Source organism: Rhizobium sp. FKY42, from assembly GCF_005222835.1.
Taxonomy (GTDB): Bacteria; Pseudomonadota; Alphaproteobacteria; order Rhizobiales; family Rhizobiaceae; genus Neorhizobium.
On record NZ_STGA01000006.1, the window covers coordinates 37,808 to 51,994 of the forward strand.

Annotated in this window: 14 protein-coding genes; 5 read left to right on the forward strand and 9 right to left on the reverse strand. The window is 58.9% G+C overall.

Features of this window, described 5'->3' with window-relative positions:
• Positions 1-660, reverse strand: a complete 660-nt coding sequence (gene ftsE, locus E8M78_RS03410; protein WP_062556281.1) for a cell division ATP-binding protein FtsE — start codon at positions 658-660, stop codon at positions 1-3.
• Positions 661-873: 213 nt separating this feature from the next.
• On the opposite strand from ftsE, the gene E8M78_RS03415 reads away from it, so the two are divergent.
• The 3 genes from E8M78_RS03415 to E8M78_RS03425 all read left to right on the forward strand — a co-directional run bounded on the left by E8M78_RS03415 (position 874) and on the right by E8M78_RS03425 (position 2,793).
• The gene (locus E8M78_RS03415; RefSeq protein ID WP_137133721.1) at positions 874-1,605 is read left to right on the forward strand and encodes a hypothetical protein; all 732 of its coding nucleotides are present in this window, start codon (positions 874-876) and stop codon (positions 1,603-1,605) included.
• A 144-nt stretch (positions 1,606-1,749) separates the two neighbouring features.
• Complete coding sequence (gene hpt, locus E8M78_RS03420; RefSeq protein WP_137133722.1) at positions 1,750-2,295, forward strand: hypoxanthine phosphoribosyltransferase; 546 nt, start codon at positions 1,750-1,752, stop codon at positions 2,293-2,295.
• A 123-nt stretch (positions 2,296-2,418) separates the two neighbouring features.
• Complete coding sequence (locus tag E8M78_RS03425; RefSeq protein ID WP_062556026.1) at positions 2,419-2,793, forward strand: response regulator; 375 nt, start codon at positions 2,419-2,421, stop codon at positions 2,791-2,793.
• A 57-nt stretch (positions 2,794-2,850) separates the two neighbouring features.
• On the opposite strand, the gene E8M78_RS03430 is transcribed toward E8M78_RS03425, so the two are convergent.
• The 4 genes from E8M78_RS03430 to argH form a co-directional block, all read right to left on the reverse strand.
• Positions 2,851-5,556, reverse strand: coding sequence for a TIGR02302 family protein (locus tag E8M78_RS03430; protein ID WP_137133723.1), 2,706 nt, complete (start codon positions 5,554-5,556; stop codon positions 2,851-2,853).
• 173 nt (positions 5,557-5,729) lie between these two features.
• Positions 5,730-6,998 (reverse strand): diaminopimelate decarboxylase, encoded by a 1,269-nt coding sequence (lysA, locus tag E8M78_RS03435; RefSeq protein WP_137133724.1) that lies wholly within the window; start codon positions 6,996-6,998, stop codon positions 5,730-5,732.
• A gap of 15 nt (positions 6,999-7,013) precedes the next feature.
• On the reverse strand, positions 7,014-7,211 hold the full coding sequence (locus E8M78_RS03440) for a hypothetical protein (RefSeq protein ID WP_137133725.1): 198 nt from the start codon (positions 7,209-7,211) through the stop codon (positions 7,014-7,016).
• Positions 7,212-7,301: 90 nt separating this feature from the next.
• The gene (gene argH / locus E8M78_RS03445; RefSeq protein WP_137133726.1) at positions 7,302-8,705 is read right to left on the reverse strand and encodes an argininosuccinate lyase; all 1,404 of its coding nucleotides are present in this window, start codon (positions 8,703-8,705) and stop codon (positions 7,302-7,304) included.
• Positions 8,706-8,728: 23 nt separating this feature from the next.
• On the opposite strand from argH, the gene E8M78_RS03450 reads away from it, so the two are divergent.
• Complete coding sequence (locus tag E8M78_RS03450; protein ID WP_137133727.1) at positions 8,729-9,388, forward strand: TlpA disulfide reductase family protein; 660 nt, start codon at positions 8,729-8,731, stop codon at positions 9,386-9,388.
• 25 nt (positions 9,389-9,413) lie between these two features.
• On the opposite strand, the gene E8M78_RS03455 is transcribed toward E8M78_RS03450, so the two are convergent.
• Both E8M78_RS03455 and E8M78_RS03460 read right to left on the reverse strand, forming a co-directional pair.
• A complete protein-coding gene (locus E8M78_RS03455; protein WP_137133728.1) occupies positions 9,414-10,286 on the reverse strand; it encodes a 3-hydroxybutyryl-CoA dehydrogenase in 873 nt (290 codons plus the stop codon).
• A gap of 176 nt (positions 10,287-10,462) precedes the next feature.
• Positions 10,463-11,008, reverse strand: a complete 546-nt coding sequence (locus E8M78_RS03460) for a gamma-glutamylcyclotransferase (protein WP_137133729.1) — start codon at positions 11,006-11,008, stop codon at positions 10,463-10,465.
• 50 nt (positions 11,009-11,058) lie between these two features.
• On the opposite strand from E8M78_RS03460, the gene E8M78_RS03465 reads away from it, so the two are divergent.
• On the forward strand, positions 11,059-12,063 hold the full coding sequence (locus E8M78_RS03465) for a DUF2125 domain-containing protein (protein ID WP_137133730.1): 1,005 nt from the start codon (positions 11,059-11,061) through the stop codon (positions 12,061-12,063).
• Between the two features lie 15 nt (positions 12,064-12,078).
• On the opposite strand, the gene E8M78_RS03470 is transcribed toward E8M78_RS03465, so the two are convergent.
• Positions 12,079-13,008, reverse strand: coding sequence for a prephenate/arogenate dehydrogenase family protein (locus E8M78_RS03470; protein ID WP_137133731.1), 930 nt, complete (start codon positions 13,006-13,008; stop codon positions 12,079-12,081).
• Positions 13,005-14,111: a histidinol-phosphate transaminase gene (gene hisC / locus E8M78_RS03475; RefSeq protein ID WP_137133732.1), complete on the reverse strand. Its 1,107-nt coding sequence runs from the start codon at positions 14,109-14,111 to the stop codon at positions 13,005-13,007. The genes E8M78_RS03470 and hisC overlap by 4 nt, the downstream gene beginning before the upstream one ends.
• Between the last annotated feature and the right edge of the window lie 76 nt (positions 14,112-14,187).

Sequence of the window (14,187 nt, forward strand, 5' to 3'; positions counted from 1 at the left end):
TCATTCATAAATGTCTAGCCGCCCTTCGGTCAAAATCATCCGCCGCGCATCTACCTGATCCATCAACCCGAGATCATGGGTGGCGATAACCACGGCCGTGCCCAGCCGGTTCAGCTCCAGAAACAGGTTCAAGAGACGCCGTGCCATCGGTGGATCCACGTTGCCGGTCGGCTCGTCGGCTAGCAGGATCTCCGGCCTGTCCATCAACGCTCTGGCAATGGCCGCGCGCTGCTTCTCCCCGCCTGAGAGAACCGGAGGCAACACATTGATGCGCTCGCCCAACCCCACCCATTTCAGAAGCTCTATGACATCTGTCCGGTAGCTCGCCTCATCCTTGCCCCGGACTCGGAGGGGCAGCGCGACGTTTTCGTAGGTCGTCAGATGATCCAGAAGGCGGAAATCCTGGAACACAATGCCCACCCGCCGGCGCAACATCGGTAATTCAGCACGCGGAATCTGTGAAAGATCCCGGTCAAACATGCGAATCAGCCCGCGCGTCGGCTGTAGAGACATGAACAGAAGCCGGAGCAGTGTCGTCTTGCCTGCCCCGGATGGCCCCGTGAGAAACTGGAACGATCGACGCGGGATATCGAAGGTCAGGTCCCGCAGGATTTCCGGTCCCATGCCATAGCGCAGGCCGACATTTTCGAAATGAATCAATGCGACATCCAGTGTGAGGGTGTTCGTGTTCGGGTGACGATGACTCGACCGTTCGTAAACGGCAAGGGTTGACGGATCCTTTCTCGCCGATGGCAAAGCCTGCCGCCGCCTGATCCGTTTGCAAAGCATTAACCATATAATTTTACGACTGTCAGGATGAGGTTTCAATGCCTGCGGTTCACAAGGCCGTGGATCGAGAGCACGGAGAAAGCCATGGATGCATTCCGCTCACGGCGTGCGAAGTCCGAAAACAGCTACGATATCCTGCCTCCTGATTCGCTGGGATCGAAGTCAGTCCGTCGTGCCTTGAGCCGCGGCGTCGTGGAAGATGCGGAGTTTGTGACTGTTCGCGACAGCGCCAAACAAACATCGCGGGAGCAGGAAAATCGTCGCACGCCGAACGGCTTCCATAATGACAATGCAACCAGAACAGAGCCCGTCCGCCCGAGGCCCGCCAGACGCCCCCACGTCGCCTCAGGGAACCAGATCTCTCCCTCCTCCTCCGGCGCAAGCCTGATCGAGCGGATCGAGCAGAAACTGATGCGGATGTCGGCGGACTTTTTCTCCGCCGTCGTCGCCTTCATTTTCGTGATGGTCTTCGGCTTCTCCGGCGGCTTTTCGCTGATTTCGGCAGACGCCCCCAAGGCTACGCAAGGCTTGGACATCACCAATGTCTCGCTCGCCAATCACGATAGCGGCGGAATGCAGATCCTGCAGATCTACGGCATCATTGAAAATCGCGGAACCGTCAGCCGGAAGGTCCAGCCCCTGCGAGCCGACCTGATGGTGGGAGACAAGGTGGTCTTCACCACGGTCATCCAGCCTCCAGCACCGGAGATCGGCCAGCACCAAAGCCGCGGCTTTACGGCCCGAATCCCCCATCCCGGTGGAAAAAACCCGCAATTAAAGCTTTCCTTTATAGAAGCGGGTGCCACAGCCTCCTGATTGTGCTATCCGGTGCCTTGAACGGAGCAGGAAAGGCGCAAGATAGCGCCGCCCCACCTGCTCCGATTTTCGTTTTGGAGATGCGCGCCCCTTGACCGCGAGCAGATCCTGAAAAAACCGCACCGGAAGTCCAAGGAGACGCTGATGCCTGTCGTTCGTGGCAAGACTATCGAGCCGCTATTTACCGCCGAAATGATTGCCGAGCGCAACCGCAGCATGGCAAAGCAGATTTCCGAAGGCCCAACCAAAGACCTGCTGGTCATTGCCGTTCTGAAGGGCTCATTCATCTTTGCAGCCGACCTGCTGCGTGCCCTGCATGATACCGGTCTTGCGCCTGAAGTCGAGTTTATCACCCTCTCCAGCTATGGCGCGGGCACCGTTTCGCAAGGCGTTCGGATCGTCAAGGATATCGATTCCGACGTCAAGGACCGCGACGTTCTGCTGATCGATGATATTCTGGAGTCGGGCCGCACCCTGCTGTTTGCGAAGGAACTGCTCTATGAACGCGGCGCCCGTAACGTGACGATCGCTGTGCTTCTCGACAAGAGCGTCAAGCGTAAGGAAAAGCTGGAAGCGGATTATGTGGGCTTCGAATGCCCGGATTACTTCGTTGTCGGCTATGGGATGGATGTCGCCTACGCCTTCCGCGAACTGCCTTTCGTTGGCGTCGTGACCGGTGACGCAGAATAGAACAGAGGCCCTCAAAGACACGGGGTGTTAACCATCAGCGCCCCGTGCCTCAAAATCTTTACTCCTCGAAAAGGAAAAACAGGTCATCTGGGTCCCGAATTGATGCACGGAGTAACCCAAGCCATGGCCAAGATCCTGATCACCGAAGACGAAGATTCGCTGCGCTCTTTCGTTGCTCGCGCGCTCCGTCTCGACGGCCATGAAACCTATGAAGCTGCCGATGGCGCCGAAGGGCTGGAACGTCTGAACGAGGACAGTTTCGATCTGCTTTTGTCGGATATTCGCATGCCGGTCATGGATGGCATCGAGCTGGCACACCGCGCCGCAGATCAGTTTCCACAGCTCAAAATCCTTCTGATGACCGGTTATGCCGAACAACGCGAACGCGCCGACGACCTGATGGCCAAGATCATCGATGTCGTCGACAAGCCCTTTGCACTTCCAGACATCCGCCGCGCCGTCGCGCAGGCATTGGCAACGGCCTCCCGCGCTGCGTGAGAAAAGCAGATCATTGTGGGTAGAAAAAAGCCGCGGCCCGTCCGCGGCTTTCTTGTATCAGCGCGTCTCCAGCAAACGCTCCAGATAACGGCGTTCCATATCGTTAAACATCGGGTTGCCGATCGTGCCCTGAAGCGTATCGTTCAGCTTTTCTCGAATGGCATCGAGAATGCGTCGCGCCTGCTGCGCATCGATTTCATCCGGTACCCGCAACCGCGTATCGGGCAAACCATCCGTGCTTCCCGTTTCACGGCCAAGGGGATCGCGACCCTGCTGGTTGCCCTGGCCAGTCTGTCCCGGACCTTGTCCTTGCCCCTGGCCTTCGCCGGGCTGCTGGCCTCGCATGGCCTGCATCATCTGGTTCATCATGTTCTGAGCGCCCTGCCGCAAGGCGTTCAAAGCATTACCCTGGCCTTCCACGGCCTGATCACCCTCGGCATTGCCAAGTGCCTTACCGGCATTGCCCATCTCTTTTTGAGCCTGACCGAAGTTCTGGCCCGGATCCATGCCCAGTTCTTTCAGGCCCTTCTGCAACTGATCCAGCTTCTGGCCGAGCCCTTCCTGCTGCGCCCGCAACTGCTTCAATGCCTCACGCAATTGCTGCTCGGTCATTTGCTCAGGCTGCTGCTGCCCATTCTGGCCCTGTTGTCCCTGCTGCTGGCCCTGCTGGTTTTGGCCTTGTTGATTTTGCCCTTGATTGTAAGGCTGGTCCGGGTTGCCGCGCTGCATACGATCCCGCAGCGCCTCGTTCAGACGATGCGTCTGGTCCATCAGCCGCTGCTGCTCCTGCATGATCTCACCGAGCCGGTCGATCTGCTCACGCATCGGATTGCTTTGCTGCTGTTGACCCTGCTGCGGACGCTGCATCCGCCCAGCCTGTAGATTGTTCATCATCCGCTGCAATTCGGAAAGCATCTGCTGCGCGGCGTCGCGGTTGCCGGAACGGGCGAGATTTTCGATCTGGTCCATCATCCGCTGCAAATCCCGCTGGCGGATCGTGTTCTGCGCCTGCATGTTCTGCTGCGACTGCGGCATGTTCTGCATACGCTGGGCAAGCTCGTTCATGAAATTCTGCATGGCCTGACGCAGTTCCTGCATCAGCTTTGCGATTTCCTGTTCCGAAGCATTGTTCTGCAACGCGTCCTGAAGCGCCTGCTGCGCATCGCGCAACCTGCGTTCCGCCTGCGAGAGATCGCCATCCTCGATACCAAGCGCGATTTCCCACAGATAGGCTGCGGTATCCTTCAACTGCTCCTCCGTTCGGGCAAGCTTCATGCGCTCGCGGGCCGACCGGATCAGCAGATAGTGGCTTAGGTTCGGTATCGTTTCGTCCGGACGCAGCGAAAGCGCCTGGTTGAGCGCCAATGCGCGCGGCATCTGTCGCGTATCGAGCGCGAAGACCTGCCTTTGCTCTGCCACGGCTGCGGCCAGAGGCTCCACAAAGCGCTTGCCCGGCATCATCATTTCAACGGACGCACTGCGCCCTTCCTGCCCTGCGCCGTCCGTTGCAACGAGCGTAATGCGAACCCGCTTGCCTGCGAGCGGATGTTCTGTCAGGTCGCGGCTCGTGGTGCTGCGGATCTCCGGCTCCTTGCCGCGTCGGGGCAGCGTCAGCCGGAATTCAGGTGCGGGAAACAATGGCTTCGCGCCTTCTGCGGGCGGTTCGACTGGTTCAATCTTGGCCTCGGCCTTGACGATCCCGTAATCGTCCTTTGCGACCGCCATCACCTCCAGCGCACCATTGACTGCGCGCCTCGGCGGCTTGTCGAAAGCAATTTCCGGCACGTTGTCCGGAATGACGTCGAACAGCCACTGCTGACCGTTGACAGAGAGATCACCGCTTTCATTGATCTTCATGGCATAGGTGCGCGGCGCATTCACGGGGCTAGCGGGCGCGGGGGTCGCCTGTGCTGTCGACTGCGGTTGCGAACCGGGTGCAGTCTGCCCCGGCTTAGCCTGCTCATCCTGCAAGGGAACCGGACGCTGTGCGCCACCTTCGACGGGCAGGAAGTTCACCGACTCTGCACCTTCGCCACCAGTCACTCGAACGGTCAGCTGCGAAAATTGCGGCACCATGATCTTGTCCAGCGCTGGCGATTGGTTGCCGGTCAGGAAGATCGGGGCGCGACCGGTGTAGGACGGCGGCGTCAGCCACGCATCGATACGCAGACCCGGATCCGTCTTGGCGGGCGGAGCAGACGGACTGACAATGTCCGCAACGGAACCGCCGCCGTTCGAATAGGAATAGGCAAACGCCACGAAGACCAGAAGCGCCGGAATGGCGCGCAGCGCATAGCGATCATGGCTTGCAATATCGGGCTGAGGCAGTCCGGCATCCAGATCCGCAATCCGCTGCGCCATGCGGATCTGGTGTTCTTTCCAGAGCGCCCGGGCGAAAGGGGAATCAAAGGCAGGCTCATCCTCCTGCACACCAACAGGCTGATGCGGCAGGTGATTACGCTTTTCCAGCAGGCGGTCGGCATCTGCGGCGGCGGGCCAGCGAAGGCGTGAGAGCGGCAGAAGAGAAGTCAGGAAGGCAAAAATGAAGATGAAGAAGACGGCCCAGCGTGCAAGATCTGGCATAAGCCGGAACAGCCCAAACCACGCCACAGACAGCGCCAAGGCCAGAATGGAAAGCGGGGCGAGAAGCTTGGGGGCTAGCCGTTCGAGAAAGAGAACGAGCCGCGCAAAGAAGCGCTTGGTTGCGACTCGGCGCGCCAAGGCCGGATGCTTTTCAAAGGCGCCCTTGCGGGAAAGGCTCATGCGGTCCGTCTCCTGAAGCTGGCGGCGTCAACCGACGATTGGCGACGCAACCAGAGCGCCGCCACTTGGCCAGAAGATACCAGCCTTTGTGGCGAAGACGAGGGGAAGCGCCAAACTTGATGCCGCTTTCCCGCCATTTCTCTGAAATGTGAACGGCTGGCTAGAAAAACCGCTCAGGCAAGCCAGGCCGGAACGCTATCCAGACCGATCAATTCCTCATAGGTTCCACGCGGACGAATGACGTGGAACTGATCACCCTTGACCAGAACCTCTGGCACCAGCAGGCGCGAATTATAGGTACCAGCCTGAACGGCGCCATAGGCCCCGGCAGAACCGATGGCAAAGAGATCGCCCGGCTGCGGCTGCGCCATATCGCGGTCAAGCGCCAGATAATCGCCGGTTTCACACACAGGACCAACGACATCGGCCTTGATATGCTCCACATCGGCGGCAGGAAGCACGACCGGGCGAATGCCGTGATAGGCTTCATAAAGCGTCGGACGGATCAGATCGTTCATCGCGCCGTCAACGATGACAAATGTCTTTTCTCCGGCTTCCTTCACGAAGATGACTTCCGTGACCAGAATACCTGCATTGCCCACGATCAGGCGACCGGGCTCGGTCACGATCCTGCAATTCAGGCTCTTCAACTGCGCCTTGACGATATCGGCGTAAGCATCCGGCAGCGGTGGTGGCGAATTGTCTTCGCGATAGGGAATACCAAGGCCGCCGCCAATATCGACGTGCTCAATGACGTGACCGTCCGTGCGCAGCGTCTCGACGAGTTCGCGCAAGAGACGGAACGCATCCTCGAAGGGCTGGAGCTCGGTGATCTGGCTACCGATATGCATGTCGATGCCGCTGACATGAATGCCGGAAAGCGTCGCCGCATGGGCATAAACCGCACGCGCACGCTCATAGGAAATGCCGAACTTGTTTTCCTTTTTGCCAGTCGAGATCTTGGCATGGGTGCGCGCATCGACATCCGGGTTGATGCGGAAGGAAACATGCGCCTTGCGGCCCATTTTCTGCGCCCGGACATTCAGGATTTCGAGTTCCGGCTCCGATTCCACATTGAAGCAGTAGATGCCCGCTTCCAGCGCCAGATCCATCTCGGCAGGCGTCTTGCCCACGCCGGAGAACATGATGCGGCTCGCCGGAATTCCAGCGGCCAGAGCGCGCCGCAATTCACCGCCGGAGACCACGTCGACACCCGCCCCCAGCCGACCGAGCGTCTTCAAGACCGCCTGGTTGGAATTGGCCTTCATGGCATAGCACACCATGGCATCCACATCGGCGAAGGCTTTCGAAAACACCTTGTAATGCCGCTCCAGCGTTGCCGTGGAATAGCAATAGAAGGGCGTGCCAACGGCCTTGGCGATTTCCGGAATGGCAACGCCTTCGGCGTGCAGCACGCCGTCGATATACTGAAAATGGTTCACGGCAATAACTCGGACTTAGAGAAGCGGATCAAGCAGGAATGGACGATCCGGAACCGTATTCTGCTGCGGCTGGCTGCTGTTTTTACGCAGGTTCTGCTGCTCGATTGGCGTGCTGGGTTTGTCCAGGTTGCCCTTTCGGCCACAACCGGTCACGACGATACCAGCAATGCACATCACAGTGGTGATGCGGACAATTACGCGCAAGGTGGACATTCCAAATCCTTCAAAACAGCAGTTCCAGCCTGTTCATAGCGAAGTTCTTGCCGCTTGTGCAGTCACTTCTTGGACCAAATCGGCGCGCGATCAGTTACGACCGCGCCACCATGCGATCTGCTTGCGAACTTCAGAAGGCGCCGTTCCGCCAAAGCTTGTGCGGCTGGCAACCGAGGCATCGACCGTCAGGACATCGAAAACCTTCTCGGTGATCGCATCATGAATGGACTTCAGGTCATCCAAGCTGAGATCTGCCAGATCGCATGCCTTCTGCTCCGCCAGTGCCACGGCGCGACCGGTCACATGGTGCGCATCGCGGAAAGGCAGGCCCGCCTCGCGCACCAGCCAGTCAGCGAGATCCGTTGCCGTCGAAAAACCCGAACCGGCAGCCGCCCGCATACGATCGACCCGCACAGTCATGTCGCGCACCATGCCTGCCATGGCAGCAATGGCCAATTCCAGGTTCTCGGCGGCGTCGAACACCTGCTCCTTGTCTTCCTGCATATCCTTCGAATAGGCGAGCGGAAGCCCCTTCATGATGGTCAGAAGCGCCACCAGCGAACCGTTGATACGGCCCGTCTTGGCGCGCACGAGTTCGGCGGCATCCGGGTTCTTCTTCTGCGGCATGATGGAGGAACCGGTCGAAAACGCATCCGACAGGCGGATGAAGCCAAACTGCGGTGTGGACCAGATGACGATTTCCTCGGCAAAGCGAGACAGATGAACCGCGCAGATGGAGGCAACCGACAGGAACTCCAGCGCGAAATCGCGATCCGAAACAGTGTCGATGGAGTTGCGGGTCGGTGAGCGGAAGCCAAGCGCTTCCGCCGTCATGTGCCTGTCTATCCTGAAGCCGGTGCCTGCCAGAGCGGCAGCCCCGATCGGGCATTCATCCATGTGGTCGATGGCGTGGCGTACACGCGAGCGGTCGCGACCGAACATCTCCACATAGGCCATGCAGTGATGACCGAAGGTGACCGGCTGAGCCGTCTGCAGATGGGTGAAGCCCGGCATCACCGTATCGGCATGTTCTTGCGCCTTGTCGAGCAGCGCCGCAATCAGGTCCGTTAGTGCAGCATCGGTCCTGACCAGCTCTTCTTTGACCCAGAGGCGGAAATCCAAAGCCACCTGATCGTTACGCGAGCGCGCGGTGTGCAAACGTCCGGCGGCAGGGCCAATCAAGGTCGCCAGCCTCGCCTCGATGTTCATGTGAATGTCTTCGAGCTTGCGGGAGAACTCGAAACGGCCCGCCTCGATCTCTGACAGGATCGTGTTCAGGCCCTGGACAATCTTGTCTTTATCTTCGGCGGAAATGATGCCTTGTTTCGCCAGCATGGTGGCATGTGCGATTGAGCCGCGGATATCCTGGGCGTAGAGCTTCTTGTCGAAGCCGATGGAGGCGTTTATCTCCTCCATGATGGCATCCGGACCGGAGGCAAAGCGCCCGCCCCACATCTGGTTGGAGGAACCCGCATCCTTCGTGCCGTCAGCCATGATTATCCGTCCTGGAGTCGTAAATGTCGAACAAGAGACCTTTGGGTCTGCCATCCGCCCGCTTGATTATCGTCGCAGCCATCGCCGGAATCCTGGCGGGTGCGGTTGCGGTATACGTGAAGCATGACCCTTCTGGCAATGCCACAGAAATAGCAGGTGGCCAATGCGAAGGCGCGGTGCAACAGGCAAAGCTGGTCTCTGATCTGGCGACCGGCGAAATAGCGGCCATGAAAGGTGTCGACAGTCCAAGGCCGCTGCAGTCGCTCGCATTCAAAGGGCCGACAGGGCAGGATCTGAAACTGCCGGATTTCGAGGGCAAAACGGTTCTGGTAAACCTCTGGGCAACCTGGTGCGTGCCCTGCCGGGAAGAAATGCCGGCACTCAACAATCTTCAGAAGGCCAAGGGTAGCGATCGGTTCGAAGTCGTTGCCATCAACATCGATACCGGCAGTGATGAAAAGCCGAAGGCCTTTCTTCAGGAAACAGGCGTGCACGATCTGGCCTATTACCGGGATAGTTCCATGGGTGTTTTCAATGCGCTGAAGAAGGAAGGGCTTGCTTTCGGCCTGCCTGTCACACTCATCGTCAACAGGAAGGGCTGCCTGATCGGCGCCATGAATGGCCCCGCCCACTGGGATAGCGAGCGGGCCAAGGACATGATCGCAAAAGTGTCGGCGCTCTGAAGCGCCGACACTTTTTGCTCAGAAATCAGCGCGTTGGAACCGGCACTTCGCCACGGTAATCGTAGAAGCCGCGACCAGACTTGCGACCGAGCCAGCCAGCCTCGACATATTTGACCAGAAGCGGACACGGACGGTACTTGCTATCGGCAAGGCCGTCGTAGAGAACCTGCATGATGGAGAGACAGGTATCGAGACCGATGAAGTCTGCCAGTTGCAGCGGCCCCATGGGATGGTTCGCGCCCAGCTTCATGGCGGTATCGATCGCTTCGACCGAACCGACACCTTCATAAAGCGTATAAATAGCCTCGTTGATCATCGGCAAAAGTATACGGTTGACGATGAAGGCCGGGAAATCTTCCGCGACGGTGACTGTCTTGTCGAGAGAGGCTACGAATTCCTTGGCCTTGGTGAAGGTCGCCTCTTCGGTCGCGATACCGCGCACCAGTTCGACCAGCTTCATCACCGGCACCGGATTCATGAAATGAATCCCCATGAAGCGCTCGGGACGATCGGTTGCCGAGGCAAGCCGCGTGATGGACAGCGACGATGTATTGGTTGCCAGCAGGGCCTCGGGCTTTAGAACCGGGCAGACTTGCGCAAAGATCTTGCGCTTTACACTCTCGTTTTCTGTTGCCGCCTCGATGACCAGATCGGCAGAGGCGAAGTCGTGCACATCGCCAGTCCCGCGAATCCGGGAAAGGGTAGCACGGCGATCCTCGTCGGAAAGCTTTCCATTGCTGACCTGCCGCGCCAGGTTCCCGTTGATGGTGGCAAGACCTGCCTCGATCCGCTCGGCGGAAAGGTCATAAAGCGTGACTTTGTAGCCTGCCAGAGCGCAGACATGCGCAATGCCACACCCCATCTGTCCCGCGCCGACGATTCCTACATTCGTGATCATGATGCCCCATTCTCATTGAAAGCGGTTTTGAAGAGACCGGCATTGATGCGCAGCCGTACAACTTGCATGCACAGATAAGCTCTTGGCCCCTGTACAAGTGATAATGCCCGAACCAGCAATTTACCAGCCCTGTTGCAACGCCGCATGAACAACAAGTCGTATTGTTGGCGCCATGATTAAGATGACAAAAAGTCACCTTCAATGTTCCGGGCCACACACTGCGCGACGCCTTCCAGCCAGGCATCGCGAATCCCCATGTCACGCATGTGCTCAACAGTATTCGTAACATAGGCGTGGTTCGGGCCGGATTTGCCTGTCGCCCCTGCGATAATGCGGGCAGCCTCTTCGATTTCGAGCGAACCGGCATATTGGGGATGAGTTCTGTCAATCACATAACCCGTGGCGCGAACCTTTCGTCCATCGAGTAATACGAGCGGCAGTGACTTTTCGAGATAGACGTTGGTCACCAGCTCCCGCTCGCGCAGATAGGCCAGCACCTCTGGCCAATCGCCCTCCGTCACCCGGAAGGCCACTCCCTTGCAGGAACCACCCCGATCAAGACCAAGCACCAGCCCCGGCTGCTCGGGCGTTCCCCGGTGAACATAGGAGCGAACGCAGAGCGAGCGGCGATAGCCGAAGGTCAATGCATTGATCCGCTCTTGAAAGGCAAAGCCGGGGTTCCACATGAGGGAGCCGTAGCCAAAGACCCAAAATTCGTCCATATCGCACGCCACACGCATAATTATTTTGCAAAGCACCATTGGAGATCATCATGGCAGCGTCAAGCCGAAGCAACGTGAGTGCAAAGATTTGGGCACTCACAGCCGGCATTCTCCTGGTGATCGGGCTCTACACGGCCGGATGGTTCTATGCGGCCTCGATGCTGAAGGAGAAGACGCTTGCACTGCTTGGCGATCAGCAGCGCCATGGCGTCACCGCTGTCTGCCAGGATGCAGAATATCGCGGCTATCCATTCCGCATAGGTCTGTTCTGCTCCAAAATGTCCATAGATGACAAGACCAATGGTGTTGCTGCCACTTTTGGTGCATTGCGCTCCGCAGCGCAGATCTATCAGCCAAGCCACATCGTCTGGGAACTGGATGGTCCGGCGGAAACACGCACCGGCACCGGCATTGCGGCTTCTTCGCAATGGGAAAGCCTGCAGTCCAGCCTCAATACCTCTCTGGGCGGCGTCGACCGCAGTTCCACCGTCATCAAAGGTCTGATGACCAGCATCATTTCAACCCAGACCAGTCAGGCATTCGACGTCAAGATCGGACACACCGAAGCCCATCTGCGTCAGAACGGAAACGACCTTGATGCAGCGATCACACTGCAGGATACGGATGTGACCGCGAAGGGTGCACCGCAGATCGTACCCCGCTTCACGGCAGTGGGTGATGTGACGCTTGCCGGAAAAGCCGCCTTGCTCGCCGGTCAGGATCCGGGTCGGGGTATCTATGGCACAAAGGGCGAAATGCGCCGCCTGGCTATCGACCTCGGCAATGGTCAGGCGCTGTCGATCAGCGGGCCGTTCTCGGTTGGAGACGATGGCCGCATTTCCGGAAAACTGCGGGTGGAAGTCGACAGACTGAGTGCCTGGCGCGATCAGATCAAGGCAAGCGCCCCGCAACTTGCCAAGACCGTCGATACGGCCACCAAGATGCTGTCCGCCATGACGGGCGGCGGTGACAGGGCTGCCATTGATCTAACGCTCAACAATGGCAAGGTCATCCTTGGCGGGTTCATCGCGATTGGCGAGATCCCGCCGCTGTAACGGCGCAGTGTCTTGTCAGGCCTTCGGATCCAGCGCGTGGCGGCCAAAGTCCGGGGCATCCACGTCCTGTCCCGCCTGAACGATGGAGCGGCGAATGGTGCGGGTGCGCGAGAAGAGTTCGAATAGCTTGTCGCCCTCGCCCCAGCGGATCGCCCGCTGCAGATAGGCGAGATCCTCCGAGAACCGCGCCAGCATTTCAAGGATGGCATCCTTGTTGTGCAGGCACACATCCCGCCACATGGTGGGGTCCGAAGCCGCCAGACGGGTGAAGTCGCGGAAACCGGACGCAGAATATTTGATGACTTCCGATTCCGTTACGGTCTCCAGATCATCCGCCGTACCGACAATATTGTAGGCGATGATGTGCGGCAGGTGAGAGACGATCGCCAGCACCTTGTCGTGATGCTGCGGGTCCATCTCGTCGATCTTGGAGCCCAGCGCGATCCAGAATTCACGCAGACGTCCCAGCGCCGCCTCATCCGTATTGGGCAGCGGCGTGAAAATGCACCAGCGCCCGCGAAACAGCCCTTCGAAACCGGCATCAGGGCCGGATTTCTCTGTGCCCGCCAGCGGGTGACCCGGAATGAAATGAACGCCTTGCGGCACATGCGGTGCCATCTGCGCAATGACGGAGGCCTTTGTCGAGCCAACATCGGTGAGGATCGCACCGGGCTTCAGGTTCGGCGCGATCTGCTCCGCCACAAGGCCGGATGAACCGACCGGAACCGATACAATAATCAAATCCGCGTCGCAAACCGCCTCCGCCGCTGAGGTCGTGTAGCGATCGCCGAGTACAAGCTCTTCAGCACGCTTCAGCGTTTCGGGGCTACGGGTGGAGATCACCACTTCGCCTGCCAGACCGAGCGCCTTGATGTCGCGTGCAATGGATGAGCCGATCAGACCGATGCCGATCAGCGCGATCCGGTCAAACAGAATGCCGCTCATGCCTTGCCCAGAAATTCGCGCATTGCGGCAATCACGCCGAGATTGGCTTCTTCCGAACCTACCGTCATGCGCAGCGCATTGGGGAAACCATAGCCCTTTACGGCGCGCAGGATGTAGCCGCGGCTGGTGAGGAACTCATCGGCATCCGGTGCACGCTTGCCGTCGACATCCGGGAAATGGATGAGAACGAAATTGGTGACCGACGGCGTAACCGTCAGCCCCATTTCCTCAAAGGCCTTGGTGAGCTTGGCCAACCATTCATCGTTGTGAGCCACGGCCTTGGCGATGAAAGCCTGATCGCGCATGGCAGCGGACCCTGCGGCAATGGCAGGCGCATTCATGTTGAACGGCCCGCGAATACGGTTCAGTGCATCGAGGATATCGGCAGGGCCATACATCCAGCCCACGCGCAGTGCGGCCAGACCGTAAGCCTTGGAGAAGGTGCGGGTCATCACAACATTCTGGCTGGACGAAACGAGCTCGATACCCGCTTCGTAGTCATGCTCGTGCACATATTCAGCATAGGCGGCATCAAGAACCAGGATCACATTCTTCGGAAGGCCCGCATGCAGACGGCGCACTTCCGCAGCAGGAACATAGGTACCGGTCGGGTTGCCAGGATTAGCAATGAAGACCATTTTCGTCTTCGGCGTGACGGCTGCGAGGATGGCGTCCACGTCAACGCGGGCCTCTTTCTCCTTCACCGTGATCGGCGTGGCACCGGCACCCATGATCTGGATCTTGTAGACGAGGAAGCCGTGCTCGGTGATGATGGCCTCATCGCCCTGGCCGAGATAGACATGGCACAGCAGACCCAAAAGCTCGTCCGAGCCGTTGCCGCACATCAGGTTTGCCGGGTTCAATCCGTGCGTCTCGGCAATCGCTGCACGAAGCTGGTTCGCCTGACCGTCCGGATAGATTTCCAGATGTCCGGCGGACTGACGGAAGGCATCGATCGCGCTTGGGCTTGCACCCAACGGCGTCTCGTTGGAGGAAAGCTTGAAGACGCGGGCAACACCCGGCGCATGTTCCTTACCCGGCACATAAGCGGCGATATCCATGATTCCGGGACGGGGAACGGGCTTCAGCACGGCTGTATCCATGGGACAGGAACCTTCCATAAATTCGACCCTTCGCCCTTAATCCCGTCAGCCGCTTTTGTCGAGGCCAGACGAGGCC

Bases quoted from the DNA above. Each gene is read 5' to 3' on its own strand.
- hpt (WP_137133722.1), top strand. From the start codon at position 1,750: ATGCCTGTCGTTCGTGGCAAGACTATCGAGCCGCTATTTACCGCCGAA.
- E8M78_RS03465 (WP_137133730.1), top strand. From the start codon at position 11,059: ATGGCAGCGTCAAGCCGAAGCAACGTGAGTGCAAAGATTTGGGCACTC.
- hisC (WP_137133732.1), bottom strand. From the start codon at position 14,111: ATGGATACAGCCGTGCTGAAGCCCGTTCCCCGTCCCGGAATCATGGAT.
- E8M78_RS03455 (WP_137133728.1), bottom strand. From the start codon at position 10,286: ATGATCACGAATGTAGGAATCGTCGGCGCGGGACAGATGGGGTGTGGC.
- E8M78_RS03430 (WP_137133723.1), bottom strand. From the start codon at position 5,556: ATGAGCCTTTCCCGCAAGGGCGCCTTTGAAAAGCATCCGGCCTTGGCG.
- E8M78_RS03450 (WP_137133727.1), top strand. From the start codon at position 8,729: ATGTCGAACAAGAGACCTTTGGGTCTGCCATCCGCCCGCTTGATTATC.
- E8M78_RS03440 (WP_137133725.1), bottom strand. From the start codon at position 7,211: ATGTCCACCTTGCGCGTAATTGTCCGCATCACCACTGTGATGTGCATT.
- E8M78_RS03425 (WP_062556026.1), top strand. From the start codon at position 2,419: ATGGCCAAGATCCTGATCACCGAAGACGAAGATTCGCTGCGCTCTTTC.
- E8M78_RS03470 (WP_137133731.1), bottom strand. From the start codon at position 13,008: ATGAGCGGCATTCTGTTTGACCGGATCGCGCTGATCGGCATCGGTCTG.
- E8M78_RS03460 (WP_137133729.1), bottom strand. From the start codon at position 11,008: ATGGACGAATTTTGGGTCTTTGGCTACGGCTCCCTCATGTGGAACCCC.
- argH (WP_137133726.1), bottom strand. From the start codon at position 8,705: ATGGCTGACGGCACGAAGGATGCGGGTTCCTCCAACCAGATGTGGGGC.
- E8M78_RS03415 (WP_137133721.1), top strand. From the start codon at position 874: ATGGATGCATTCCGCTCACGGCGTGCGAAGTCCGAAAACAGCTACGAT.